At 65.6% G+C, this 23,966-nt stretch carries 24 protein-coding genes; 8 read left to right on the plus strand and 16 right to left on the minus strand.

Annotated elements, in window-relative coordinates:
* Positions 1–90: 90 nt before the first annotated feature.
* A complete protein-coding gene (locus HV681_RS18500; RefSeq protein ID WP_105240312.1) occupies positions 91–456 on the minus strand; it encodes a DUF4148 domain-containing protein in 366 nt (121 codons plus the stop codon).
* A 219-nt stretch (positions 457–675) separates the two neighbouring features.
* Between HV681_RS18500 and HV681_RS18505 the strand changes: the two genes are divergently transcribed.
* Positions 676–1,494 (plus strand): class I SAM-dependent methyltransferase, encoded by an 819-nt coding sequence (locus HV681_RS18505; RefSeq protein ID WP_175124441.1) that lies wholly within the window; start codon positions 676–678, stop codon positions 1,492–1,494.
* Between the two features lie 3 nt (positions 1,495–1,497).
* Here HV681_RS18505 and HV681_RS18510 read toward each other — a convergent pair whose 3' ends face one another.
* Positions 1,498–1,713 (minus strand): SlyX family protein, encoded by a 216-nt coding sequence (locus tag HV681_RS18510; protein WP_056558252.1) that lies wholly within the window; start codon positions 1,711–1,713, stop codon positions 1,498–1,500.
* Between the two features lie 98 nt (positions 1,714–1,811).
* Between HV681_RS18510 and HV681_RS18515 the strand changes: the two genes are divergently transcribed.
* On the plus strand, positions 1,812–3,878 hold the full coding sequence (locus tag HV681_RS18515) for a TonB-dependent receptor (protein ID WP_175124568.1): 2,067 nt from the start codon (positions 1,812–1,814) through the stop codon (positions 3,876–3,878).
* Positions 3,879–3,918: 40 nt separating this feature from the next.
* Here the strand turns inward: HV681_RS18515 and HV681_RS18520 are convergent, their stop codons facing one another.
* Positions 3,919–4,551, minus strand: coding sequence for a nitrogen fixation protein NifQ (locus HV681_RS18520; protein WP_437340390.1), 633 nt, complete (start codon positions 4,549–4,551; stop codon positions 3,919–3,921).
* 179 nt (positions 4,552–4,730) lie between these two features.
* Between HV681_RS18520 and HV681_RS18525 the strand changes: the two genes are divergently transcribed.
* Complete coding sequence (locus HV681_RS18525) at positions 4,731–7,247, plus strand: ankyrin repeat domain-containing protein (RefSeq protein ID WP_175124442.1); 2,517 nt, start codon at positions 4,731–4,733, stop codon at positions 7,245–7,247.
* A 134-nt stretch (positions 7,248–7,381) separates the two neighbouring features.
* Here the strand turns inward: HV681_RS18525 and cyoD are convergent, their stop codons facing one another.
* The 9 genes from cyoD to HV681_RS18570 all read right to left on the minus strand — a co-directional run bounded on the left by cyoD (position 7,382) and on the right by HV681_RS18570 (position 15,244).
* Positions 7,382–7,732: a cytochrome o ubiquinol oxidase subunit IV gene (gene cyoD, locus HV681_RS18530; protein WP_175124443.1), complete on the minus strand. Its 351-nt coding sequence runs from the start codon at positions 7,730–7,732 to the stop codon at positions 7,382–7,384.
* Positions 7,732–8,346: a cytochrome o ubiquinol oxidase subunit III gene (gene cyoC, locus HV681_RS18535; protein ID WP_056326361.1), complete on the minus strand. Its 615-nt coding sequence runs from the start codon at positions 8,344–8,346 to the stop codon at positions 7,732–7,734. The genes cyoD and cyoC overlap by 1 nt, the downstream gene beginning before the upstream one ends.
* Before the next feature lie 3 nt (positions 8,347–8,349).
* Positions 8,350–10,326: a cytochrome o ubiquinol oxidase subunit I gene (gene cyoB, locus HV681_RS18540; protein ID WP_175124444.1), complete on the minus strand. Its 1,977-nt coding sequence runs from the start codon at positions 10,324–10,326 to the stop codon at positions 8,350–8,352.
* Between the two features lie 2 nt (positions 10,327–10,328).
* Positions 10,329–11,237 carry a ubiquinol oxidase subunit II gene (cyoA, locus tag HV681_RS18545; RefSeq protein WP_175124445.1) on the minus strand — a complete coding sequence of 303 codons (909 nt, stop codon included), beginning with the start codon at positions 11,235–11,237 and terminating at the stop codon, positions 10,329–10,331.
* A 257-nt stretch (positions 11,238–11,494) separates the two neighbouring features.
* Positions 11,495–12,046, minus strand: coding sequence for a response regulator transcription factor (locus tag HV681_RS18550; protein WP_056558235.1), 552 nt, complete (start codon positions 12,044–12,046; stop codon positions 11,495–11,497).
* Positions 12,047–12,051: 5 nt separating this feature from the next.
* The gene (locus HV681_RS18555) at positions 12,052–13,257 is read right to left on the minus strand and encodes an ATP-binding protein (protein ID WP_175124446.1); all 1,206 of its coding nucleotides are present in this window, start codon (positions 13,255–13,257) and stop codon (positions 12,052–12,054) included.
* A 312-nt stretch (positions 13,258–13,569) separates the two neighbouring features.
* Entirely contained in the window at positions 13,570–14,058 is a 489-nt protein-coding gene (locus tag HV681_RS18560; protein WP_175124447.1) for a copper chaperone PCu(A)C, read from the minus strand.
* A 19-nt stretch (positions 14,059–14,077) separates the two neighbouring features.
* Positions 14,078–14,713 (minus strand): SCO family protein, encoded by a 636-nt coding sequence (locus tag HV681_RS18565; protein ID WP_175124448.1) that lies wholly within the window; start codon positions 14,711–14,713, stop codon positions 14,078–14,080.
* A 105-nt stretch (positions 14,714–14,818) separates the two neighbouring features.
* Entirely contained in the window at positions 14,819–15,244 is a 426-nt protein-coding gene (locus tag HV681_RS18570) for a DUF2946 family protein (RefSeq protein ID WP_175124449.1), read from the minus strand.
* Positions 15,245–15,442: 198 nt separating this feature from the next.
* Between HV681_RS18570 and HV681_RS18575 the strand changes: the two genes are divergently transcribed.
* On the plus strand, positions 15,443–16,111 hold the full coding sequence (locus HV681_RS18575) for a peptidoglycan DD-metalloendopeptidase family protein (RefSeq protein ID WP_175124570.1): 669 nt from the start codon (positions 15,443–15,445) through the stop codon (positions 16,109–16,111).
* Between the two features lie 143 nt (positions 16,112–16,254).
* Here the strand turns inward: HV681_RS18575 and HV681_RS18580 are convergent, their stop codons facing one another.
* The 3 genes from HV681_RS18580 to HV681_RS18590 form a co-directional block, all read right to left on the minus strand.
* A complete protein-coding gene (locus HV681_RS18580; RefSeq protein WP_175124450.1) occupies positions 16,255–17,007 on the minus strand; it encodes an amino acid ABC transporter ATP-binding protein in 753 nt (250 codons plus the stop codon).
* The gene (locus tag HV681_RS18585) at positions 17,004–17,684 is read right to left on the minus strand and encodes an ABC transporter permease subunit (protein WP_056327000.1); all 681 of its coding nucleotides are present in this window, start codon (positions 17,682–17,684) and stop codon (positions 17,004–17,006) included. Before HV681_RS18585 ends, HV681_RS18580 begins: the two co-directional genes overlap by 4 nt.
* An 84-nt stretch (positions 17,685–17,768) precedes the next feature.
* Positions 17,769–18,551, minus strand: a complete 783-nt coding sequence (locus HV681_RS18590; protein ID WP_105240302.1) for an amino acid ABC transporter substrate-binding protein — start codon at positions 18,549–18,551, stop codon at positions 17,769–17,771.
* Positions 18,552–18,825: 274 nt separating this feature from the next.
* On the opposite strand from HV681_RS18590, the gene HV681_RS18595 reads away from it, so the two are divergent.
* Positions 18,826–19,869 carry a P1 family peptidase gene (locus tag HV681_RS18595; RefSeq protein ID WP_175124571.1) on the plus strand — a complete coding sequence of 348 codons (1,044 nt, stop codon included), beginning with the start codon at positions 18,826–18,828 and terminating at the stop codon, positions 19,867–19,869.
* Positions 19,870–19,944: 75 nt separating this feature from the next.
* Positions 19,945–20,574 carry a PAQR family membrane homeostasis protein TrhA gene (gene trhA, locus HV681_RS18600; RefSeq protein WP_175124451.1) on the plus strand — a complete coding sequence of 210 codons (630 nt, stop codon included), beginning with the start codon at positions 19,945–19,947 and terminating at the stop codon, positions 20,572–20,574.
* Positions 20,575–20,607: 33 nt separating this feature from the next.
* Here trhA and HV681_RS18605 read toward each other — a convergent pair whose 3' ends face one another.
* Positions 20,608–21,081: an Lrp/AsnC family transcriptional regulator gene (locus tag HV681_RS18605; RefSeq protein ID WP_175124452.1), complete on the minus strand. Its 474-nt coding sequence runs from the start codon at positions 21,079–21,081 to the stop codon at positions 20,608–20,610.
* A 137-nt stretch (positions 21,082–21,218) separates the two neighbouring features.
* Here HV681_RS18605 and kynU point away from each other — a divergent pair, with 137 nt between their 5' ends.
* On the plus strand, positions 21,219–22,469 hold the full coding sequence (kynU, locus tag HV681_RS18610) for a kynureninase (RefSeq protein ID WP_175124453.1): 1,251 nt from the start codon (positions 21,219–21,221) through the stop codon (positions 22,467–22,469).
* Between the two features lie 79 nt (positions 22,470–22,548).
* Positions 22,549–23,952 (plus strand): amino acid permease, encoded by a 1,404-nt coding sequence (locus HV681_RS18615; RefSeq protein ID WP_175124454.1) that lies wholly within the window; start codon positions 22,549–22,551, stop codon positions 23,950–23,952.
* Positions 23,953–23,966: the final 14 nt, after the last annotated feature.

Below are 23,966 nucleotides of genomic sequence, written 5' to 3' on the forward strand. Positions count from 1 at the left end.
CGCCCAACCGGGCGGCCAAGAGTCATCAAGGGGAGGGTAAATCGTCGCTTGGCCGGGATGCCCTATCCGATACGGGCCCCCGTTGCCGTATCAGTTCCCGTGATACACGCCGGCGAACGGCATGTCATTCGGTTCCACGTTCGACACCTGGCCGGCGGCTTTCGCGGCGGCCAGTTCGGCCTTCACGTCGGCGCGGGTCTTGCCGGTGTGCGGCGTGCCATACACACCTTGGAAAGGCGTGTTGTTCGGTTCGGCGTTGGTGTTGATGCCGGCGGCCTTGGCGGCGGCCTTCGCGGCAGCCAGTTCGGCCTGCACCTGAGCGCGGGTGGGGCCTTCGTACGGGGTGCCGTAGACGCCCTGGAAGGGCACATTGTTGGGTTCGATGTTGGGCGAGGCATAGGCGCCGGCGCTCAGTGCAGCCAGCGAGAACATCAAAGCGGTAGCAAGGGTCTTCATGGTAAACCTCCGATTTCTAGAGCCTGGGAGCGAATCCGGCGGCCTTTCCGTCGTGGTTCGTTGCTGTTTCCCGATGGCTTGAATCTTGCGCCGATCTACAATGCGGATAAACCCGGATATCGGTAAAAGATAATTCCATCAATGGGAAGATGTGGCTTCAATTGCTATTGAGTCACCATTTTTGGAATGCCGAAGCGGGGCGGATCGACAGGACTGTGCATGGAAAAAATCGACCTCACCCGAGAAAAGGCCACGCTTCTCATCACGCTGTACGCCAAGGCGCGAGAAAGCCGGCTGCCCAATTCCGTGCTGCAGGACCATCACGCCGCCGATGCCGTTAGCCGCATCGACTACGATTTTTCCCGCCTGCGCATGCGCCGCGACGAAATGATCGGTCTGGCGATGCGCGCGCACACGCTGGATGGCTGGGCCCGCGAATTCATCGCCGCGCACGGCGATGCCACCGTGCTGCATCTGGGCTGCGGGCTGGATACGCGCGTGCAGCGGGTGAATCCGCCACCGGGCATAAGTTGGTACGAGGTCGACTATCCCGAGGTCATCGAACTGCGGCGCAAGCTGTATCCGCCGCGGCCGGGCTGCACGCTGGTGGGCACGCCCGTCACGGACCTGGACTGGCTGGCGCAGATCCCGGCCGGCAAGCCAACGCTGGTCGTGGCCGAAGGACTTTTTCTTTATCTGCCCGAGGACGCGCTGTTGACCTTGCTGCGCGCGGTGACGGCGCGGTTTCCGTCCGGCGAGGTCGTCTTTGACGCCTACAACCGCCTGGGCTTGAGCTGGGTGGCGCACAACCGCATGATCCAATCGACAGGCGCGGTCACGCGTTGGAGTCTGAGGCGCCCGCAGGATCTGGAGGCGCAGGTGCCCGCCTTGCGGCTGCGCACCGTGCGCGGCGGGTACGAAACCGACGACCCCGCGCAGCGGGCACGATATTCGCTGCCGGCGCAGGCGGCGTTATGGCTGATGCGCCGGGTCGAGCCCTTGGGTAGTATGACCAGGCTGCTGCGCTATCACTATTAGCGATCAGTAGTGCGGCGGCAGTTCGTCGCGCAGGCTGCGGAAGGGGGCTGCCCCCTCGGGCGCCTGCTGGCGCAGGTCGGCGACCTCGCGCATGAGCCGGTCGATCTGCTGTTGTTGGCGGACGATGATCTGGTTCAACTGCTCCAGAAGATCATCCGAGAAGCTGGCTTTGACCTCCAGGTCCATCAGCCGGCGTTCGATGTCTTGCGTATTTTCCATGGCGGGTATTAGAACCCATTCCCGCCCGATCACAGGAGAGAAGTTTGGTACAGCGGCAATGGCGGGACAGCGGCACGTGGTGGTGGACGGCAAGCACGATACTGGCGCTTGCACCGGCTGCGACCGCGCTGGCGCAAGCCCAGACGCTGGCCCCGGTGGTGGTGACCGGCACCCGGCTCGGCACCGCGGTGCTGGACACGCCGGCCTCCGTCGATGTCGTGCAGGGCAGCGCCATGCGTTGGCAGCAGCCCGGCATCAATCTGTCTGAAGGCCTGGCCGGCGTGCCCGGCCTGCAGATCCAGAACCGCCAGAACTACGCGCAGGACCTGCAGATTTCCAGCCGTGGCTTCGGGGCGCGATCCACGTTCGGTGTGCGCGGCGTGCGGCTGTATGTCGACGGCATTCCCGCCACGATGCCCGATGGCCAGGGGCAGACCTCCAATATCGACATCGGCTCCATTGACCGCGTCGAGGTGCTGCGCGGGCCGTTCTCGGCGCTGTACGGCAATTCCTCCGGGGGCGTCATCCAGGTGTTCACGCAGGACGGCGCCAATCCGCCCGAGATCACCGCCAGCGGCTGGGGCGGCAGCTACGGCACATGGCGCTACGGCGCGCAGGCCAGCGGCGTCACGGGCACGGGCGCGGGTCAGCTGGATTACGTGCTGGACCTGTCGCGTTTCACCACCGACGGCTATCGCGACCACAGCGCCGCGCGCAAGAATCTGGGCAACGCCAAGCTGGGCCTGCAACTGAACGACGACAGCCGCCTGACCCTTGTCGTCAATAGCGTCGACCTGAAGGCGCAGGATCCGCTGGGCCTGACCTACCAGCAGTTCCAGGACGACCCGCGCAGCGCGCCGGTGGCCGAGCAGTACAACACCCGCAAGACGGTCAAGCAGACGCAGGGCGGGCTGGTCTTCGACCACCAGATCGACGGCCGCAACGCGCTGCGCGTGATGGTGTATTACGGCCAGCGCGATACCACGCAATATCAGTCGATCCCGCCCGCCGTGCAGACTCCGCCCACGCAAGCCGGCGGCGTCATTGATCTGAAGCGCCAATACGGCGGCGCGGACGTGCGCTGGACCTCGGAACTGACGCTGGCGGGCCGCGCGCTGACCGTGATCGGCGGCTTCTCGTACGACACCATGCAGGAAGACCGCAAGGGCTACGAGAACTTCGTCGGTTCGGGGGCAAGCCGGCAGTTGGGCGTGAAAGGCGCGTTGCGCCGCGATGAAACCAATCGCGTCTACAACGCCGACCCCTATGCGCAGGCCTCCTGGAATTTCGCCGACCGTTGGACGCTGGACGCAGGCCTGCGCTACAGCACGGTCCGCTTCGACTCCGACGACCACTACATCACGGTCGGCAATACCGACGACAGCGGCGGCGCGCGCTACCGCAAGGCCTTGCCCGTGGCCGCGCTGCGCTACGCCGTCAACGACGACGTCAGCGTCTACACCTCGTACGGCCGGGGTTTTGAGACGCCCACCCTGAACGAGATCTCGTACCGGCCCGGCGGCGACCCGGGGCTGAACTTCGGCTTGATGCCGTCGGTCAGCACCAACGTCGAAGCCGGCGTCAAGGCGCGCATGGCCGGCGGCCTGCTGACGGCCGCGGTGTTCAGCACCCGCACGGACGACGAGATCGTGTCTGCGGGCAGCCTGGGCGGGCGCACCAGCTACCAGAACGCCGGCCGCACGCGCCGCGATGGCCTGGAACTGAGCTGGTCCGGGGAATTTGCGCGCCATTGGCGCACGCAGCTCGCGTACACGCTGCTCAACGCACGCTACGCCGACGACGGCAGCGGCGATATCCGCGCGGGCAACAAGATCCCCGGCATCGCGCGCCAGGCGGCGTATGCCTCGCTGGCCTGGGCGCCGCCCGAAGGCTGGCAGGCCGGAGTGGAAGGGCGCTACCTGAGCAAGATCTACGTCAACGATGCCAACAATGGCGACGCGCCCGCCTATTTTGTCGCGGCCGCCAGCGTCGGCTACATCAAGCGCGCCGGCCCGTGGGAGCTGAACGCCTACGCCCGCGTCGACAACCTGTTTGACCGCGACTACGCAGGCTCGGTCATCGTCAACGAAGGCAACGGGCGCTATTACGAACCGGCGCCCGGACGGAATGCGGGCGTGGGCGTGGGGGCGACTTACCGGTTCTGACGCGCGAGGTGCGGCGGGCTGTCGTGGCCCCGCCCGCGCCTTACGCCGCGGCGGGATAGCAGAACGCGCTGTCCTCGCAATCGCTGCATCCCGGCGCGGCCGCGGCGGGCAGGTCGGCGTGTTCGCACGCTGAATGCGCCAGGAATTTCTTCCAGCGCAGATTTTTCACGTTACGGCTCACCAGACCTGGATAGTGACGCGCAAGCAGCACGGTGACGTCTTCGCGTCCCGACAGACCCAGATCGCGCCACAGGTGGTCTGGCCGCAGGCAGGCGTGCGCCAGGACGCTGCTGACCCATGGGGTGGTGTCGGGGCCGGGCGCGCGGTAGGCGTCGAGCAGGACGCGCATCAACAGCGTGAAACCGGGCTGAGGATCGCTCACGCCCATACTGACGAAGGCGGCATATTGCTCGCGCAGCGGGAACAGGGATGTGTCGAAGCCGGTCAGCGCGCCCGGGAACAGGTAGTCCAGCAGGTCGTGCAGTTCGGCCGGCGACAGACCGCTGCGCGCGAGGTCCTGGTGGGCAATGCTGGTGCCGATGACGGCGGCGAAAAAGCCGGCGTCGGGATGAACGGGCGGTGCATATCGCAGCAAGGCATGCGCAAACCGCTGGGCCCGATCGGTGATGCTGGTGTCGGGAAGAGAGGGCGGCACGGGCACGGCGTCCATCATGATTCTTAATGCGGTAACGGTTTTATTAAGCTGTTAACTAAACAGTGTAGGGGCGAATATATAACGAAAAATCGGCGCGCTTCTGCCATATGCGGGTGAATCCCCGTTGGGACATACCCGAGGGTAATTAGCGGGGACAGGTATGATCGGCGTCCTATCCATTGCATAACACCCCAAACATGCCGCGCCGTTTCCGTCCCGCTGTCACCCGTCTGTTTGGCGCTGTCGCGCTGGCGCTGGCCGGCATGGCCGCATCGCCGCCGCCCGCCTTGGCCTTCGACGTCGGCGCTGTCATTGATTCGATCCGGCTTTCCCGTTATCCGCTGCGCGAGCCCGAGCGCCGGGTGTGGGGCACCGAGAACGTCAAGGACGCCGTCCTTGTTGGTCAGATGGAAAACCGGCTGTACCTGTACCGGTACGTGCGCGAGGGGGCCAAGACCTTCAAGCTGGATTTCCGCTCGCAGCCGCTGGTGATCGATCCCGAAGGCTGGAAGGCGTCGCGCGAGGACAACGTGGCGGTCCGGTCCCCGCGCGCGGGCGAGGCCTTCTACTGGGTCGGTTATGCCGATCGCGGCGCCGGCGCCGGCAAGGCCACGGGTTTCCTGGTGGACGACAAAGGCGAGGCCGCGTCGGTCAACGCCGACTCGCAGCTAGCGGTGGTCATCAGCAGCCGCCCGTGGGACGAGGCGCGCCGCGCGCAGGCCCTGGCAACATTGCACGCGGCGCTGCGCGACTATCCCACGCGGCTGGACCCATTTCCCGCGCAGGTGCGTTTCGAACACCAGACGGCGCCGGACGTGACGGCCACGTTCCGCACGTTGCATCAGGTGGCGCGCGCCATTCCGCGCGCCAAGACCGCCGAGTTCAACCGTGCGCTGGCCGACCTGCGCCGCTTCGTCATGGCGCAGGATTATCGCGAGATCGATCCGGACGGCAAGGACGCCGAGATGCTGACCGCCTTGAACGACTACGGCTTCTGGCTGGCCGAGTCGGGCGACACGGCGCAGGCGGAACGCATCCTGACCGACGTGCTGCGGCGCGATCCGTCGCGCACCGCTGCTTACCTTAACCGCGCCGACGCCCGCTGGAAACAGCGCGAGAAATCGCGCGAGGAGCGGGCTTACTACGAAGCGCTGGCGCGCGAGGACTACCGGCTGTATTGCTCGAAGCGCCTTGCCGGCAAGGAAGCCATTCCGGCCAACATCGCGTCCCGCATCGGCGCGGCGCTGGAGGCCTCGGCACTGGATGCGCAGGTCTGCCGTCCGCGCCTGGCGATCTTCCAGGCGATCCAGGCGAACGATCTGGACGCGGTGCGCGCCCAGCTTGCGGGCGGACAGGATCCGAACGGCGTGAACGAATACGGCAGGTCCGCACTGTCGGTGGCCGTGTCGCGCAAGCAGCTTGAGATGGTGCGCGTGCTGCTGGACGCGGGCGCCAAGGCGGACGGCCCCGACAACGGGTTCTCGCTGGTCGCCAGCGCGTTGCCGGACGCCAAGGACACCCGTCCGGCCGCAGAGCGCTACGCGCTGGCCGACATGTTGATCGCCGCGGGTGCACCGGTGGATGCGCTGGACTCGAACGGCACGCCGCTGCTGATGCGCCGGATTTCGTACTACAGCGACAGCAAGGAAAACCTGATCTATCTGCTGGAGAAGGGCGCCAATCCGAACGCGCGCGAAAAGAACGGGCGCTCGCTGCTGCATGCCGCGCTGCAAACGCCGAAGAATTTCTGGTTTGCCGAGAAACTGCTCGCGCGGGGGGCGGACATCAATGCCGCCTACACCCGCATGTATTACGGCAACAGCCCCATGTGGGAAACGCCCCTGCTCGAGGCCCTGCGGGAATCGCCGAGCGGCGACCTGACCCCGTCGGCGGCCTATGCCGTGCCCGAGCGCGTGACGTACGTGCTGGCCCACGGCGCCGATCCCGCGGTGGGCGGCTACGGCGCCAGCAAGGAAGCGCCGGACCGTAATGGGATGAATGAAGGGCTGTCGCTGGCGGTCCGCTACCTGCAGCCTGGCCTCATCGATCAGCTGGTGCAGGCTGCTCGCCCGCCGCAAGCGCCGCTGTCGACGGAGCCGTTGTCCAGTCTGCTGTCGATGTGGAATCAGGTGGAGCAACGCGCGGCGGCTGACGGCAACAGCGCGGCGTGGGACGACCAGCGCGCGCGGCTGCGCGCCATCGCGGACCGGCTGGTGGCCGCGGGGGTGCCGCTGGCGGCGCCGGCCGACACGGCGGGACCGCTGCGCAACCGGATCGTGCCGCTCAGCCTGCCGTGGCTGCCCGACGATCTGTACGAGGCCTGGCTGAAGGCGGGTGCGGACCCGACCGACCGGAGCGATTCCGACATGCGGATCGAGGGCGTCGCGGCTGCGGACGCGCTGCCGCTGGTGACCATGCTGAACCTGGGCATGGATAACAAGGTTCGGCTGCTGCTCGAACACGGCGGCACGCCGAAGACGCCGGCCCGTTGCGGCATGGCGGTGGCGGACGTGCTGGCCTGGCAGCTTGGCAACAACGGCCCGGTCAGCCCGATGGGCGGACGTGCGGTCAAGCAGGTGCTCGATGCGGCCGCTGGTCCCGCTGGGTGCGACCTGAACCAAACTTCGCGCGTGCAGCCGTTCGAGGGCGTGACGGCAATTGAGCTGGCACGGCGCGCCGAGGTGGACCTGGCGCCGCCGGCTCCGCCGCGCTGAGCCGGCGCGCGCTGCGCGGCGGCAGCGGCCAGCTGGCTGCCCGCGACGCCCCAGCGCCTTCCGCGCGATCTCCCCTCAAAAAAAACAGGCGCCCGAAGGCGCCTGTTTTTGCATGCCTTAACGGCAAGCGGTCATTACATGGCGTGGCCCATGTTGACGTTCATGTTGTACAGCACCCAGGCCGAACCACCGACGATGATGAAGATGATCAGCACGGTGAAGACAAACGTGGCCAGGTTGTCGCGGGACGATTTCGATGCGCCCATGTGCAGGAAGTACACCAGCTGAACCAGCAGCTGGAGAATGCACAGCGCCACCACGCCGATGATCGTGGCGGTGTGGGACAGCGCGCCGTGCATCACCAGGCCGAACGAGCCGAAGGTGAGCAGCAGCGAGAGCACGAAACCGATGATGTAGGACTTCAGGCTGCCGTGATCGGCGGCGTGATCGTCGTGGCCGTGTGCGGCCGCAGCGGAGTGCGACATCAGAGGGCTCCCAGAAGGTAGACAAAGGTGAAGACGCAGATCCAGACGATGTCCAGGAAGTGCCAGAACAGGCTCAGGCACGCCAGACGACGCTTGTTGATCGAGTCCAGGCCATGACGGCGGATCATGTCGAGCATGACGATGATCCAGATCAGGCCAAAGGTCACGTGCAGGCCGTGCGTACCGATCAGCGTGAAGAACGCGGACAGGTAGGCGCTGCGGCCCGGACCGGCGCCGATGCTGATCAGGTGATGGAATTCATAGATTTCCATCGCGATGAAGCCCGCGCCGAACAGGAACGTGACCATCAACCAGCCCATGGCACGGCTCTTGTTGTTGGCGTGCACGTTCAGGTTGGCCATGCCGAAGGTGAAGCTGGACACCAGGAGCAACAGCGTTTCGACCAGGACGAAGTTCAGGTCGAACAGTTCCTTGCCGGACGGACCGCCCGCGGTGGCGTTGGACAACACCGCGAACGTGGCAAACAGCACCGAAAAGATCAGCAAGTCGCTCATCAGATAGACCCAGAAACCGAAAACGGTCTTGGATCCATCGTCGTGATGCGCGTGATCGTCGTGACCCGCGTGGGGGTGAGTGGCTACGGCTTGAATCATGGCTCAGGCGGCCTTCTGCATTTTGTCAAAGTGAGCGTTTTCGATGCGTTCGACTTCCGCGGCCGGGACCCAGTAGTCGACGTCGCGGTCATAGGCGCGAACGATGAACGAACCGATCATGCCCACGAAACCGACGATCGACAGCCACCAGATGTGCCAGATCAGCGCAAAGCACATGACCAGGCCAAAGGCGCCGATCCAGACACCAGCGGCGGTGTTCTTCGGCATGTGGATGTCTTCGTACTTGGCCGGGCGCTTGTACGCCTTGCCGCTCTGCTTGTCTTCCCAGAACTGGTCCAGTTCATCAACGTGAGGAACGTGGGCGAAGTTGTAGAAAGGCGCGGGCGACGAGATCGACCATTCCAGCGTGCGGCCATCCCACGGATCGCCGGTGACGTCCTGGTTCTGCTTGCGCTGACGCACCGAGACGAACACTTGCTGCAGCAGGAAGAAGATGCCCAGCATGATCAGCGCGGCGCCAGCCAGCGCGACCAGCAGGTACGGCTGCCATTCGGGGTTGTCGTAGTGGTTCAGGCGACGCGTCATGCCCTTGAAGCCCAGGACGTACAGGGGCATGAAGGCCAGGAAGAAGCCGACGAACCAGCAGTAGAACGAGTAGCGGCCCAGACGCTCGTTCAGCGTGAAGCCGAACGCCTTCGGGAACCAGTAGACCATGCCGGCGATGCAGCCGAACACCACGCCACCGATGATGGTGTTGTGGAAGTGCGCGATCAGGAACAGGCTGTTGTGCAGGATGAACGACACGCCGGGGATGGCCAGCATCACGCCGGTCATGCCGCCGATGACGAACACGATCATGAAGCCCAGCGTCCACAGCACCGGCGTCGTGATGCGCAGGCGGCCGCGGTAGATGGTGAACAGCCAGTTGAAGATCTTGGCCCCGGTCGGGATCGAGATGATCATTGTCGCTATGCCGAAGAAGGCATTGACGTTGGCCCCCGCACCCATGGTGAAGAAGTGGTGCAGCCAGACCAGGAACGACAGCACGCCGATGGCGGCCGTGGCGTAAACCATGGACTTGTAGCCGAACAGGGTCTTGCGGGCGAACGTGGCAACGATTTCCGAGTACACGCCGAAGGCCGGCAGCACCAGGATGTAGACCTCGGGGTGGCCCCAGATCCAGATCAGGTTCACGTACATCATGACGTTGCCGCCACCGTCGTTCGTGAAGAAGTGCGTGCCCAGGTAGCGGTCCATCGTCAGCAGCGCCAGGGTCGCGGCCAGCACGGGGAAGGCGGCGACGATCAGGACGTTGGTGACCAGCGAGGTCCACGTGAAGATCGGCATCTTCATCAGGGTCATGCCGGGCGCACGCATGCGCAGGATGGTGACGATGAAGTTGATGCCGCTAAGTGTTGTCCCCAGCCCTGATATCTGCAGTGCCCAGAGGTAGTAATCCACCCCCACGCTTGGACTGTAGTCCAGCCCGGACAACGGCGGATACGCGAGCCAGCCGGTCGCGGCGAATTCGCCCACGAACAGCGACAGCATCATCAGCACGACGCCGGCGGCGAACAGCCAGAAGCTCAGCGAGTTCAGGAACGGGTACGCCACGTCGCGGGCGCCGATCTGCAGCGGCACGACGATGTTCATCAGCCCGGTGATGAAGGGCATCGCCATGAAGAAAATCATGATGACGCCGTGGGCGGTGAAGATCTGGTCGTAGTGGTGCGGCGGCAGGAAGCCGGCCGAGTCCGCGGACGCGACGGCAAGCTGCGTGCGCATCATGATGGCGTCGGCAAAGCCGCGCAACAGCATGATCAGCGCAACGATGATGTACATCACGCCGATGCGCTTGTGGTCGACGGTGGTGAGCCACTCCGTCCAGAGGTACTTCCACTTCTTGAAGTAGGTGATGGCGCCGAAGACCGCTAGGCCTCCCAGGCACACGGCGGCCAGCGTAACCATGACGATGGGGTCATGGTACGGAATGGCCTCGAGGGTAAGTTTCCCGAGCATTGTTAGTTGATTCCTGCGATCAGATTATTCGACGTGGAGGTGCACGTGGCGGAGTCCACGCCGGCCATCTTGGTCATCGTGCTGCCCAGAATGAAATCAAACATGGCGGGCGGCGCCGACGAATACTTCACGACCGGGTTGCGCTCGCTGCGCTTGGTCAGTTCCGCATAGACCTCGGGGGTCAGCGCGGTGGGAGCAGCCTTCGCTTCCTTGATCCAGTTGTCGAACCCTTCCTGCGACATGGCGTGCGCCTTGAAGCGCATGCCCGAGAAACCGCCGCCGCTGTAGTTGGCCGAAATGCCGGCGTAGGTGCCGATTTCGCGCGCGTTCAGGTGCAGCTTGGTCTCCATGCCCGCCATCGAATAGATCTGGCTGCCGAGCTGGGGAATGAAGAACGAGTTCATGACCGAAGCCGACGTGATCCGGAAGTTGACCGGAACGTCCACGGGGAACGCGATCTCGTTGACCGTGGCGATGTCGTACTCGGGGTAGATGAAGAGCCACTTCCAATCCAGTGAAACCACCTCGATGGTCACCGGCTTGTGTTCGGACACGAGCGGCTTGTAGGGATCCAGCGCGTGCGTGGAGCGCCAGGTGATCACGGCAAGAATCGCCACGATGATACAAGGGACGGTCCAGACGACGGCTTCGATTGCCGTGGAGTGGGCCCACTTGGGCTGGTAGTCAGCTTTGGTGTTGGAAGCGCGGTACTTCCAGGCAAACGCCACGATCATGATGAGGACCGGGATCACGACGATGAGCATGAGCCCGGTCGCCGTCAGCAGCAACGTCTTTTCCTGGATGCCGATATCTCCCTTGGGGGAGAGGATTTCCATGTTGCAGCCGCCAAGCAGCATGACCGCGCCGACGCCAAATATGCGCGTAAGGGTCGCAAGGAGGGGGTGTTTCACGTACAGCCTTGGATGGAAGGTGGGAAATGCTGCAAAGCAGCAGACTGGAATGCTGCTAGGCAGCAACGTCCATCCTATCGGTTTGATCTGGGTCAAGCCTGCGACGAAAGGTCGCATTGCCTGGGAGAAATCCGGCCCAATGGCGGCGGATTCAGGGTTTTCCTAGGGGAGCAGAAGCCCCGAGGGGAGGGAGGGGGTGCGACGATATGTCGCAGGTGCACATGGGGGTGTTGTAAAGATGTGTCGCCCCGCACAACTCATTCCGGAAGCACCTCGCGTTCCGGCCCCGGTTTTTTCGCCAGCTTGCGTTGCAGCGAGCGCCGGTGCATGCCCAGGAGGCGCGCCGCGGCGGAAACATTGCCGCCGGTCTCGTGCAGAGCCTGGTGAATGTGCTCCCATTCTAGGCGGTGCAACGGCGTCATGGTCGTTTCGATCGTAACTGTTTCTGGCTTCACCAGACCCAGCGTGCGCAGGATCATGGGCGCCGTGGCCGGCTTGGGCAGATAGTCGTCGGCGCCGCGCTTGATGGCTTCCACGGCGGTGGCCACGCTGGCGTAGCCGGTGACCAGCAGGATGCGCATGTCTTCGCGCAGCGCGCGCAGCGGGCGGATCAGGGTCAGGCCGGAGTCTTCGCCCAGGCGCAGGTCGACCAGGGCAAAGGCTGGACGGATTTCCTCGGCCACGCGCAGGGCCTCGGCGATGCCGGTGGCGGTTCGGGTTTCCAGGCCGCGGCGCGACAGGCTGCGCTGCAGGGTGCGCACGTAGAGTTCGTCGTCGTCGATCAGCAGGCCAAGATCGTTTGCATTCATCACATTCAGGTCCCGGGGTTGCCGAGAGGCAAATAAAAGCGGATGCGGGTGCCGCCGCCTTCGGCCGCGGTCATGGTCATTTCGCCGCCCATCTGTTCCACGGTGGCGTGCGACAGGGCCAGGCCCACGCCCAGTCCTCCCGGCTTGCCGCTGTTGAACAGGCTGGTCGCCGGGAGCACGGCATGATCGGGATCGAAACCCCGGCCGTAGTCCCGGACTTCGCCGCGCAGGGCGCCGTAACCGTATTCCAGATGCAGGTCCACGCGGGGCGCGTCGGCGGATTCCCCCGCGTCCGCGGCGTTGTTCAACAACGCCTGCAGCAGGTGGGCGATGGCGGGATCGACGCGCAGGCTGGTGGGCAGCGTGCCCGAGCGTTGCAGGTCGATGGTCGGCCGGATCAGACGCCACTGCCCCACGACGCGAACCAGATCCACGGCGGTTGGGACCGCCAGATTGCGGATGCGTTCCCGGCACAGGGCCAGAAGCTGGCTCAGGGTGGTGACGTCTTCCCGCAGGTCTTCGTCGTCCTGGACCTCGGCGGCGATCTCGTCGGTCAGGAGCGTCATCGTGGCGAGCGGCGTGTTCAGCTCGTGCGCCATCGCGGCGGCGTGGGTGGCCAGGGCGACGATGCCTTCGTTGCGCGTGAAGCGTTCTCGCAGGCGGGCCAGTTCGCGCTCGCGGGCGCGCATGTCGGCGGCCAGGCGGGTCGAGAACACCAGCACCACCACGACCGAAATCAGGAAATTGGCGCCCAGCCCCCACAACAGCAGGGTGTGGGGGTCGACGTCGCCGCGCAGGGGCTGGCCGAAGATGGCCGCGGCGCCGTAGCCCAGCACGCCAGCCAGCGCCGCGGCCAGCGCCCAATTGCGAGGCAGCGCCAGCGCGGCCAGGGCGGTCAGGATCAGGAACATCGTGCCGAACGGGTTGCTGATGCCGCCGCTCCAGCCCACCATCCAGGCCAGCACCGCCATGTCGATGAACAGGTGGCCGAAGGCGGTGGCGTGGGAGAGGTCGCGCGGATGGCGCAGGCGCAGGCTGGCGTAGACGTTGAAGCCGATCAGCATGCCCACGCCCAGCCACAGCGGTTCCAGCGGCAGATCCAGGCCCAGCACGCTGCTGGCGACGAGGACGGTGGCGGCCTGGCCCGCGATGGCGAGCCAGCGCAGGCTGCAGAGGGTACGCAGGAAGGAAAAGGCGGAACTACCGGGCATATCCAGATACAGAGGGCCGGCCAGCCTGCCGGCAGTTACGGGCGCCCGGCTGCGCGGAACGCTGGCATCCGGAGCGCGGCGGCGGTGGCCGGCTGCTGCCCGGGCCGGAAGGCGCGGGATTCGGACGTGCAGGCATTGTATGGTGAATCGGAGGGCGGCGCTGTCGTGGCGGCTGGGCGATGTGTCCCTGATATGTAGCCGCTGATAGGGGAACACGCGAGCATGGAGCGCCGGCGATAGGCATTCAAATGGCGAGATCGCGGTGCGACCCCGCCACGCGGCAGGCGCGCGATGAGCGCCTGCCGCCCGTCATCAGTGGCCGTGACCGGCCGCTGGCGCGGCGGTCGCATTCAGCGGCCGGGCCACTGCGTCGATCGGCACGCGCCGTTGCTGACGGGCCGCGTCTTCCACGATCAGCGTCAGCGCGACGTGATCGCCCGGCACGATCTGCTTGGCCAGGTCGATGAGCATGACGTGGTAGCCGCCGGGTTTCAGGTCCACCGCCTGGCCGGCGGGCAGGTCGATGCCGGCGACCTGGCGCATCTTCATGACGTTGTCCTGCATCGCCATCTCGTGCACTTCCACGTGCTTGGCCGCCTGCGATTCCACGCCGACCAGCCGGCCGGCTTCCTTGGACGTCAGTTGCATGAACACGCCGGTCGCGTGCTGGTTGGGCACGGTCGCGCGCACCCAGGCGTCCTGCACGGACAGGCCGGCGTCCTGCGCCAGCGCAACATGGCTGAATCCGGCCAGGGCCAACGCGAAGACGGCGGCCAGCGGTTTGATCGAAAGCTTCTTCATGAGGGGTTCCTTTATTGGGTCAGAGCACGGTGCGCAGGTCTTGCGCGCATTCCTGCGCGCTCTGCTGATGGCGCAGCGCCACGCGCAGCTTGCCTTCGGCGTCGATGAGGTACGTCAGCGCGGTGTGGTCCATGGTGTAGGACGAGCCGGTCGGGACCTTCTGGTAGAACACCTTGAAGGCCTGGGCGGCGGCGCGGGTCTGTTCCGCCGTGCCGCGCAGACCGACGAAGCCGGGATCGAAGGCCTGGGTGTAGGCGCGCAGGATCTCAGGCGTGTCGCGCTCGGGATCCACGGTAATGAAGAGAACGCGCAGCTTGTCGGCATCCTTGCCCAGCAGCGTCTTGATCTCGACGGCGCGGGTCAGCGCCGTCGGGCAGATGTCCGGGCATTGGGTGAAGCCGAAGAACAACATGACCGGATGCCCGCGGTAGTCGGCCAGGGTGCGGGTTTTGCCATCGGTGTCCTGCAATTGGAAATCGCCGGTGGTCATGCCGGACAGGTCCATGCCGTGCAGCGGCGGGGCGTCGGGACCGCAGCCCGCCAGCGGCAGCAGCGCCAGTGTCGACAGCAGCAGACGGCGACGCGGGTCGGGCGCGCCCGGCGTGGGGGCGGCGCGCGTCACGCCGGCGGGCGTGCGCGAAAAAAGGGAATTCATTGAAACCTCTGGATTGACGAGTCGGCCACGCGGTCTGGCCGCGCGGCAAGTGCCGTCCGCAGCGCCTTACTAATTAGTAAGGGGCGTGGACGATCCTGGACGAAGTCATGCCAGCGGCGGCGGCGCGCGCGAACCCAGCGGCGGACCGTGGGCGGGCTGCGCGGGCAGGGCGCGATGCGCAGGAGGGAAGACAGGGTGTCCGGCGGCCGTCAGCAGCAGCGGCGTCATGGCCGGCGCCGTGGCGGGCGTGACGTGGACAAGCAGGCCGAAGGGACATTGCGCGCCGGTGTTGGCGTTGTCGTGCGGGGCCTTGCCGCCGTCATCGGCCGGCAGCGCCACGCTGAATGACGACACGTTGCCCGCCGCCGAGCAGAATGTGACCTCGAGCCGCCCGTCGTGCAGCGCCCGGGCGTCCGGCATGTAGCCAGCGGGAACCAGCGCCCGCAGCGCCAATGCCAGGATCGCCAGCCAAAGCACGGCGTCGGCGCGCAGGGCGCGCAGCATGCACAGGAGGCGGGTCGACGAAGGCATGCAGGCATTCTATGCCAAGCGTTCCCGATTTCTTGGTACCCTTGAACGCACTTCTTTCCGACACGCGACCCCGTGCCCCAGGTTTCAGAGCTTTCCTTGTCCGTTTCGACTTTGTCCGCCGCCAGTTTGTCCAATGCCGACCCGTCCGCCGGGCCGGGACGCGCGGGCTCATATTCCCGTCTATGGCTGGGCGCGCTGATGGCGGCGCTGCTGGTATTGCTGACCGCCTGCGGCACGACCAAGGTCCAGCCGGGCTATTACCGGGTCCAGTCGGGCGACACGCTGTACCAGATTGCGCGCAAGGAAGGCACGACCGTCAGCAACCTGGTCCGGTGGAACAAGCTGTCGAACTCCAATTCGATCGAAGTCGGCCAGGTCCTGCGGGTCGAGCCGCCCGCCGGCCAGGCGCGCACCTCGCCGCCCAGCAAGGCCAGCACCAAACCCAAACCCGCGCCGCGCGCCACCGCGTCATCCGGCAAGCGGCGCACGGCGCCGCCGGGCGCGATCTCGCTGGTCTGGCCCGCGCAGGGCAAGGTCACGCGCGGCTACGACGGTTCCCATTCAAACGGCATCGTCATCAGCAATTCCGCCGGCACGCCCGTCGTGTCCGCCGCGCCTGGCACGGTGGCTTACTCGGGCAGCGGCTTGCGCGGCTACGGGCATCTGGTCATCGTCAAGCACAACGCCAGCTTCCTCAGCATCTACGCGCACAACAGCAAGCTGCTGGTCAAGGAAGGGCAACGCGTGTCGCAGGGCCAGAAGATCGCCGAGATGGGCAACAGCGACAGCAAGCAGGTCGGGTTGTATTTCGAACTGCGCTACGACGGTCAGGCGGTCGACCCGGCGGGCTCCCTACCGCCGAAGTAGCAGACGGCGGCTTTGCGCCAAGTAAAACAGTCTCCAGCTTGCGGCAGGTGTCTGACACCATGGTGAGACGATCGCCAACACGCCGCAGCGTCCCGGAGGGTGTCAGACACCGAGTTCTTTCATCGGGTGTCAGACACCCGGATCTACGGCGCTTCCTGCGTCAACGTCGATACAAACGCCGCCGTGCGTGAATCACTCGGATTCGTGAACACCGACCGCGAATCCCCGGCCTCCACCACCACGCCATCCAGCAGAAACACCACTTCCCGCGACACGCTGGCCGCCAGCCGCAGATCATGCGTGGCCATCAGCATCGTCATGCCTTCCGCGGCCAACTGACGCAACACGTCCACCACTTCCGCCGCCAATCCCGGATCGAGCGCCGAGGTCGGCTCGTCGCACAGCAGAACCCGCGGCGCCGGCGCCAGCGCGCGGGCGATCGCCACGCGCTGCTGCTGGCCGCCCGATAGATTCGCCGGCCAGGCTTCCGCCTTCTCCAGCATCCCCACCTTGCGCAGCAATTCCTCCGCCCGCGCGCGTGCACGGTCGGCGGGCCACTTCTGCACCGTCACCAACCCTTCCATCACATTGCCGATCACGGTCTGATGCGGAAAGAGCTGAAAGTTCTGGAACACCATGCCGGTCTGCTTGCGCACCGCCTGGACCTGTTCGCGCGCCAGCTTGTGGCCGGGTTCAAAGTCGACCGTTTCCGGACCGATCTCCAGCCGCCCGCGATCCGGCACTTCCAGCAGGTTCACGCAGCGCAGCAGCGTGCTCTTGCCGCTGCCCGACGGGCCGATCAATGCCGTGACGCTGCCTTCGTCGATCTGGACATCCACCTGCTTGAGCACGGGATTGCCGCCGAAGGACTTTTCGATTTTTTCAAGGCGGATCATCGGGTCTTCTCGCTAAACATCGCATGCTGGCCGAAGCGCCGTTCCAGCCGCACTTGCGCGGCGGACAGGACGGAACTGAACGCCAGGTAGATCAGCGCCGCTTCCGTATAGAGAATCAGCGGCTCATACGTGACGGCCGCGATGCGCTGCGCGGCCTGGAAGATTTCCGGCACCGTCAGCACCGCCGCGAGCGACGTGTCCTTGACCAGCGCGATGAACGAATTGGACAGCGGCGGCACGGCCACGCGTGCCGCCTGCGGCAGGATCGTGCGGCGCAAGGCCTGGCCGCGCGTCATGCTGAGCGAATAGGCTGCTTCCCACTGACCCTTGGTAATCGATTCGATCGCGCCGCGGATCACTTCGGAGTTGTACGCGCCGACGTTCAGCGTGAAGCCGATCAGCGCGGCGGGCAACGGGTCCAGCACGATGCCCACGCTGGGCAGGCCATAAAAGATCACGAACAGCTGCACCAGCAGCGGCGTGCCGCGGATGAGCCAGACGTAGAAGCGCACCACCGCCACCAGCGGCGCGGGCCCGAACAGCCGGATCAGCGCCACCACGAACGCCAGCGCCAGCCCCAGCGCAAACGACATCAACGTCAGCGGAACCGTGAAGACCAGCCCCGCGTGCAGCAGCGGCCAGAACGAGTCCGCCATCAGCTGCACCCAGGCCGGCACCGACCATTCGCCAATTTTTGCCAGCAGCCAGTCGGGCAGGACGGCGTGCAGCCAGGGGGGCAGCGTCATGGGCGCTCCAGTGGTTTATTGCGCGGACAGGTCCGTGCCGAAGTACTTGACCGAGATGGTCTTGTACGTGCCGTCAGCCTTGATGTCGGCCAGCGCCTTGTTGATGGCGGCCTGCAGCTCAGGGTTGTTCTTGCGGATCAGGACGCCCGAATTGCTGAACTCCGCCGTCTTGTCGGTGGCCGCAATCTTCACGCGGGCGTTGGGCTTCTGCTTCTTGAAGTCCAGGAACGACAGGTTGTCATTGACGGTGGCTTCGACGCGGCCCGAGGTCAGGAGGTCGATGGCTTCATTGAAGCCCTGCACGGCGACCACTTCCGCGCCGTGGTTTTGCGCCAGCTTGCCGAAGTTGCTGGTCAGCGTGTTGGCGGACTTCTTGCCCTTCAGGTCTGCAAAGGATTTGATGCTGGTGTTGTCGTCGCGCACGATCAGCACGGCGGCGGACGAGATGTAGGGATCGGAGAAGTCGTACTTGGCGCGGCGCGCATCCGTGATGCCCACCTGGTTGATGACGGCGTCGTAGCGCTTGGCGTCCAGCCCGGCGATCAGGCCGTCCCACTTGCCTTCGACGAATTGCGCCTTCACGCCCAGGCGCTCGGCAATGGCGCGGCCAATGTCCACGTCAAAGCCGGTAAGCTTGCCCGATGCATCGTGGAAGGTGAAAGGCGCGTAGGTGCCTTCGGTGCCGATCTTGAAGACGCCCGCGGATTTGATCTGGTCCAGTTCGGACTGGGCATGGGCGGCGGACAGGGCGGCGACCTGCACGAGGCCGGCGATGAACAGCGTACGGAAGAGTTTCATGGCAATGCTCCACGGATGATCACTGTGGAGAGCATGTGGGCCTGCAATGCCCTCCGGCGTAGCGGCACTCTAACAACCGGCCTATTTTTCCACAAAGCATATGGAATAGTAAAAATATAGCTACAAGTCATATAGCTTTACCGAACGCCCGGGGCACGAAAGCCCGGGGCACGAAAGCCCGGGGCACGAAAGCCCGGGGCAGTCGGTCCGGGATCCTTCTGGCTTTACGTTGACGGAGACGGGTGTGGAACAGCAATGGAACAGGCGTGCGTTCATGGTGGCGGCAGCGGGCGCTGCCGCGGCGGGGGCAATGCCCACGCAGGCCGCTGGCGGCGCGGCGTCCATGCCGGGCGGCGGCAGCATCACCGATGTGGCGGGCTTGCGGGTGGGGCATTACACCGAGACGCGCCGGCCCACCGGTTGCACGGTCATCATTGCCGAGGCCGGCGCGACCGGTGGCGTGGACGTGCGCGGCGCGGCGCCGGGCACGCGCGAGACCGACCTGCTCAACCCGATCAACATGGTCGACAAGGTGCACGCCGTGGTGTTGACGGGCGGCAGCGCGTTCGGCCTGGACGCGGCGTCGGGCGTGATGCGCTATCTGGAAGAAAAGAAGATCGGCTTTGACGTAGGCGTGGCATTTGTGCCCATCGTGCCAAGCGCGGTGTTGTTCGACCTGGGCGTGGGCGACGCGTCGGTGCGGCCCGATGCCGCCGCCGGTTACCAGGCCTGCCGGTCGGCTACCGCCGACGCGCCGCAGGAAGGCAACGTGGGCGCGGGGGCGGGGGCGACGGTGGGCAAGCTGTATGGCCCCAAGCGCGCCATGAAGGGCGGCATCGGCAGCGCGTCGCTGACGGTGGCGGGCGTGACGGTGGGCGCCATCGTTGCGGTCAATGCCGTGGGCGATGTGCTGGACCCGGCCACCGGGCGCATCCTGGCCGGCGCGCGCACCGAAGACGGCAAGATGTTGTTCGACACGCGCGCAGCCATCCTGGCGGGCGACCTGCCCAAGTCGATGCGCGCGGGCGCGGCCACCACCATCGGCGCCGTGGCCACCGATGCGCGGATCACCAAGGCCGAAGCCCAGAAGATCGCCGGCATGGCGCACGACGGCCTGGCGCGCACGATCAACCCCATCCACACCATGCTCGACGGCGACACGATCTTCGCGCTGGGCACGGGCGCGTCGGGCAAATCCGCCAACGTGATGCTGCTGGGTGTCATGGCCGCCGAGGTCATGGCGATCGCGGTGCAGCGCGCGATCCTGTCCGCGCGCGCCATTGACGGCTATCCGGCCGCGGTGGATTTCGTGGGGTGATGTCGCTGACCCGCGCCTGTCACACAAGCCCGCCATGATGACAGGCGCCGGCACGACGCCGGGGCGGGGGCGCACATGCAGGAAGGCGAACGACTCAATGGCGTGACGCATCTGGCCGGGCTGGCGCTGGCGGTGCTGGCTTCCGGCGCCTTGATCACCCGCGCGGCCGAGCTGCGCGTGGACACGCGGCAGATCGTCAGTTGCGCGGTGTTCGCGGCGTCGATGATCGCGGTGTATGCGTCGTCTTCGCTGTTCCACTGCACGCAAGGGCGCCGCAAGGCGATGTGGGCGAAGGCGGACCACTGCGCGATCTATCTGCTGATAGCCGGTACGTACACGCCGCTGGCGTACGGCCCCGTGGATCATCGGTGGGGCGCCGCGATGGGGGTGGCGATCTGGCTGCTGGCCTTGGTGGGCATCAGCCGCGAACTCTGGTGGGCGCGCAACGCGCCGCCGGCCTTGCCGCTCTATTTGCTGATGGGATGGCTGGGTGTGGCCTTTGCCGCACCGATCGCGGGCGCGCTATCGACGGCGGGGCTGACGTGGCTGTTGGCGGGCGCCGCCATCTACACGATCGGGACGCTGTTCTATGCCAACGACAAACGCTGGCGCCATGCGCACGGCATCTGGCATCTGTTCGTCATGGGCGGCACGGCCTGCCATTTCGTGACGGTCTTCGGCTTTCTGGAGCACGCGCCAAGCTAGCGCGCCTTGCTTCACGCCGACGGCGAGGTCGACTCAACGCCAGGCCGCCAGCGGCAGCATGCCTTCTCGGTCCTTCACTTTGCGCATGACGATATGCGAACAGAGATCGCGCACGCCCGGGATCTTGCTGAGCTTGTCCTCGACAAAATTCGAAAATGCCGACAGGTTGCGCGTACGCACGGTAAGGATGTAATTGGACGCGCCAGTGACGATGGCCGCCTCGGTAATCTCGTCGTGCAGCGCGATGCCCGCCAGAAACTCCTCGTGCCATCCCGCGCGCGACTGGTCCAGCGACACATGCACGATGGCCTCCAGCTCGAAGCCCAGCTTCTCGGCGTCCAGCAGCGCGCGGTAGCCGCGGATGAGCCCGGCTTCTTCCAGCGCGCGCACACGGCGCAGGCAGGCGGAGGGCGACAGCGCCACCTGTTCCGCCAGGTCCTGATTGCTGAGGTGGCCGTCTTCCTGCAGGCGGGCCAGAATGCGCTGGTCTATGACGTCAATCTGCATGGCGCAATCCAGTTCGAAAAAATGATGATGAAGGCAATTTAATGCGGAAAACGCGGGTAAGTCACGACTGGATTTGCAATTTTTCGGACTGACTGCGCTGATAGCATGTATCCGGAAATTTGCTGAAGGAATGGAACATGAACACTCGTGAAGCCTGCGTCAACGCCGACCGCCAGGATCCCCTGGCCCACGTGAAAGAACAATTCGACCTGCCGCCCGGCGTGCTCTACCTGGACGGCAATTCGCTGGGCGTGCTGCCCAAGACCGCCGCGGCCCGCGCCGCGCAGGTCATTACCGAAGAATGGGGCACGGGCCTGATCCGCAGCTGGAACACCGCGGGCTGGTTCGATCTGCCTGCGCGCCTGGGCGACAAGCTGGGCCGCCTGCTGGGCGCGCGCGAGGGCGAGCTGGTCGTCACCGACACCACGTCGCTCAACATCTTCAAGGCGCTGGCCGCCGCGCTGCGCATCCAGCAGCACAAGCACCCCGCGCGCCGCGTCATCCTGTCCGAGCGCGACAACTTCCCCACCGACCTCTACATGATCCAGGGCATGATCGACCTGCTGCAGCAGGGCTACGAAATGCGCCTGATCGACGACGACCTGCCGCTGGACAAGGCGCTGGACGACTCCGTTGCCGTCATGCTGCTGTCCCACGTCAATTACCGCAGCGGCCAGATGCACGACATGGCCGCGGTCACGGCGCAGGCGCACGAACACGGCGCGCTGGCCATCTGGGATCTGGCGCACGCCGCGGGCGCGGTGCCCGTCGACCTGAATGGCGCCAATGCCGACTTCGCCGTGGGCTGCACCTACAAGTATCTGAACGGCGGCCCCGGTTCGCCCGCGTTCATCTGGGTCGCCCCGCGTCACACCAAGGATTTCTGGCAGCCGCTGTCCGGCTGGTGGGGCCACAGCCGCCCGTTCGACATGGCCGTGGCCTACGAGCCCGCGGGCGGCATCCGCCGCTACCTGTGCGGCACGCAGCCCATCGTGTCGCTGTCGATGGTCGAATGCGGCCTCGATGTCGCGCATGCCGCCGGCATGGACGAAGTGCGCAAGAAGTCGCTGGCGCTGAGCGACCTGTTCATCCAGTTGGTGGAATCGCGTTGCGGCGGGCATCCGCTGACGCTGGTGACGCCGCGCACGCACGCCGACCGCGGCAGCCACGTCAGCTTCCGCCATCCCAACGGCTTCGAGGTCATGCAGGCCCTGATCGCGCGCGGCGTGATCGGTGATTACCGTGAACCCGAGGTCCTGCGTTTCGGCCTGACGCCGCTGTATTTCGGCTACGCCGACGTCTGGGACGCGGTCGACATCCTGAAGGACGTGCTGGATACCCGCGCGTGGGACAAGCCCGAGTTCAAGCAGCGTTCCGCCGTGACCTGATTCCGGGCTCAACCCCTCATCGCGCCGGCCCCGCACGGGGCCGTACATCACACAAAAATGCGCAGTACAGGAGGAGACAATGCAACAACAGAAAGGGTTCGGCCAGATTGCCGAACGCGAACAGGGGCTCAAGCGCCGGCTGACGTCCGGCCAGATGAGCATGATCGCCATCGGCGGGGCCATCGGCACGGGCCTGTTCCTGGGCAGTAAATTCGCCATCGGCTTTGCCGGGCCCAGCGTGCTCATCAGCTATGCCATCGGCGGCGTGATCACGCTGCTGCTCATGGCCTGCCTGGCCGAAATGACGGTCGCGCATTCCACGTCCGGCTCGTTCGGCGCCTATGCCGAACACTACATCGGCCCGCTCGCGGGCTTTCTGGTGCGCTATGCGTACTGGTCCTGCGTGGTGCTGGCCGTGGGCACGGAAGTCACGGCGGTGGCCAAGTACATGGCCTTCTGGTTTCCCGGCGTGCCCGGATGGTTATGGGTGTGCATTTTTTCCGCGGCGCTCATCCTCATCAATGCCCTGAGCGTCAAGGCCTTCGGCACGATCGAATACTGGTTCTCGACCATCAAGATCAGCGCCATCATCGGCTTCATCATCCTGGGCGCCTACGTGGTCTGGGGCAATCCGCAGTACGGCACGGCGAACTACATCGCGCATGGCGGGTTCTTTCCGAACGGCGTGTGGGGCATGTGGATCGCGGTCGTGATCTCGATCTTCAGTTACCTGAGCGTCGAGATGATCGCCGTGGCCGCCGGTGAAGCCGAGGATCCGGAACGCGCGGTCAAGCAGGCGTTTCGCGCCACCATTGTCCGGCTTGTCGTGTTCTACCTGCTGACGCTGGCGCTGATCCTGGCCATCGTGCCGTGGGATGATGCCGGCAAGGGCGGCAGCCCCTTCGTGCAGGTGATGGAGGTGCTTGATATTCCGGGCGCGGCGGGTGTCATCAACTTCATTGTGCTGGTGGCCGCGCTGTCGGCCATGAACAGCCAGCTCTACATCACCACGCGCATGATGTTCAGCCTGTCGCGCGCGGGCCATGCGCCGTCGGCGTTGGGCCGGCTGTCCAGCAACGGCACGCCGCTGAACGCGCTGTTGCTGTCGACCAGCGGCATCGCCATCGCCACGGTGCTGAACGTGCTGTACCCCGAGACGGCCTTCACGCTGATGATGGCCATCTCGATGTTCGGCGCGCTCTTTACCTGGATGATGATCTTCGTCACGCACTATTTCTTTCGCCGCCGCTGGGTGCGCGAAGGCGGCGCAAAGCTGTCGTTCCGCATGCCGGGCTTTCCGGTCCTGACGCTGTTGGGCGCGGGGGCGATGCTGGCGATTCTGGTGACCACGTACTTCACCAGCGTCTTCAAGCTGACGCTGGTGTTTGGCGTGCCGTTCCTGGTGCTGCTCGCCGCGGCGTACTACCTGCTGTTCAAGAAGCGCGGCGAAGCGGTCGCCATGAATAGGCGGCAGCGTGCGTGATGGGTCGTCAACGG

The sequence above is a fragment of the Achromobacter animicus genome, from assembly GCF_902859585.1.
Classification (GTDB): domain Bacteria; phylum Pseudomonadota; class Gammaproteobacteria; order Burkholderiales; family Burkholderiaceae_B; genus Achromobacter; species Achromobacter animicus.

Bases quoted from the DNA above. Each gene is read 5' to 3' on its own strand.
- cyoD (WP_175124443.1), bottom strand. From the start codon at position 7,732: ATGTCGCACTCCGCTGCGGCCGCACACGGCCACGACGATCACGCCGCC.
- HV681_RS18565 (WP_175124448.1), bottom strand. From the start codon at position 14,713: ATGAATTCCCTTTTTTCGCGCACGCCCGCCGGCGTGACGCGCGCCGCC.
- HV681_RS18595 (WP_175124571.1), top strand. From the start codon at position 18,826: ATGGTGGCGGCAGCGGGCGCTGCCGCGGCGGGGGCAATGCCCACGCAG.
- HV681_RS18500 (WP_105240312.1), bottom strand. From the start codon at position 456: ATGAAGACCCTTGCTACCGCTTTGATGTTCTCGCTGGCTGCACTGAGC.
- HV681_RS18510 (WP_056558252.1), bottom strand. From the start codon at position 1,713: ATGGAAAATACGCAAGACATCGAACGCCGGCTGATGGACCTGGAGGTC.
- kynU (WP_175124453.1), top strand. From the start codon at position 21,219: ATGAACACTCGTGAAGCCTGCGTCAACGCCGACCGCCAGGATCCCCTG.
- HV681_RS18570 (WP_175124449.1), bottom strand. From the start codon at position 15,244: ATGCCTTCGTCGACCCGCCTCCTGTGCATGCTGCGCGCCCTGCGCGCC.
- HV681_RS18520 (WP_437340390.1), bottom strand. From the start codon at position 4,551: ATGATGGACGCCGTGCCCGTGCCGCCCTCTCTTCCCGACACCAGCATC.
- HV681_RS18615 (WP_175124454.1), top strand. From the start codon at position 22,549: ATGCAACAACAGAAAGGGTTCGGCCAGATTGCCGAACGCGAACAGGGG.
- cyoB (WP_175124444.1), bottom strand. From the start codon at position 10,326: ATGCTCGGGAAACTTACCCTCGAGGCCATTCCGTACCATGACCCCATC.
- cyoC (WP_056326361.1), bottom strand. From the start codon at position 8,346: ATGATTCAAGCCGTAGCCACTCACCCCCACGCGGGTCACGACGATCAC.
- HV681_RS18555 (WP_175124446.1), bottom strand. From the start codon at position 13,257: ATGCCCGGTAGTTCCGCCTTTTCCTTCCTGCGTACCCTCTGCAGCCTG.
- HV681_RS18560 (WP_175124447.1), bottom strand. From the start codon at position 14,058: ATGAAGAAGCTTTCGATCAAACCGCTGGCCGCCGTCTTCGCGTTGGCC.
- HV681_RS18525 (WP_175124442.1), top strand. From the start codon at position 4,731: ATGCCGCGCCGTTTCCGTCCCGCTGTCACCCGTCTGTTTGGCGCTGTC.
- HV681_RS18505 (WP_175124441.1), top strand. From the start codon at position 676: ATGGAAAAAATCGACCTCACCCGAGAAAAGGCCACGCTTCTCATCACG.
- HV681_RS18605 (WP_175124452.1), bottom strand. From the start codon at position 21,081: ATGCAGATTGACGTCATAGACCAGCGCATTCTGGCCCGCCTGCAGGAA.
- HV681_RS18550 (WP_056558235.1), bottom strand. From the start codon at position 12,046: ATGAATGCAAACGATCTTGGCCTGCTGATCGACGACGACGAACTCTAC.
- trhA (WP_175124451.1), top strand. From the start codon at position 19,945: ATGCAGGAAGGCGAACGACTCAATGGCGTGACGCATCTGGCCGGGCTG.
- HV681_RS18575 (WP_175124570.1), top strand. From the start codon at position 15,443: ATGGCGGCGCTGCTGGTATTGCTGACCGCCTGCGGCACGACCAAGGTC.
- HV681_RS18590 (WP_105240302.1), bottom strand. From the start codon at position 18,551: ATGAAACTCTTCCGTACGCTGTTCATCGCCGGCCTCGTGCAGGTCGCC.
- HV681_RS18580 (WP_175124450.1), bottom strand. From the start codon at position 17,007: ATGATCCGCCTTGAAAAAATCGAAAAGTCCTTCGGCGGCAATCCCGTG.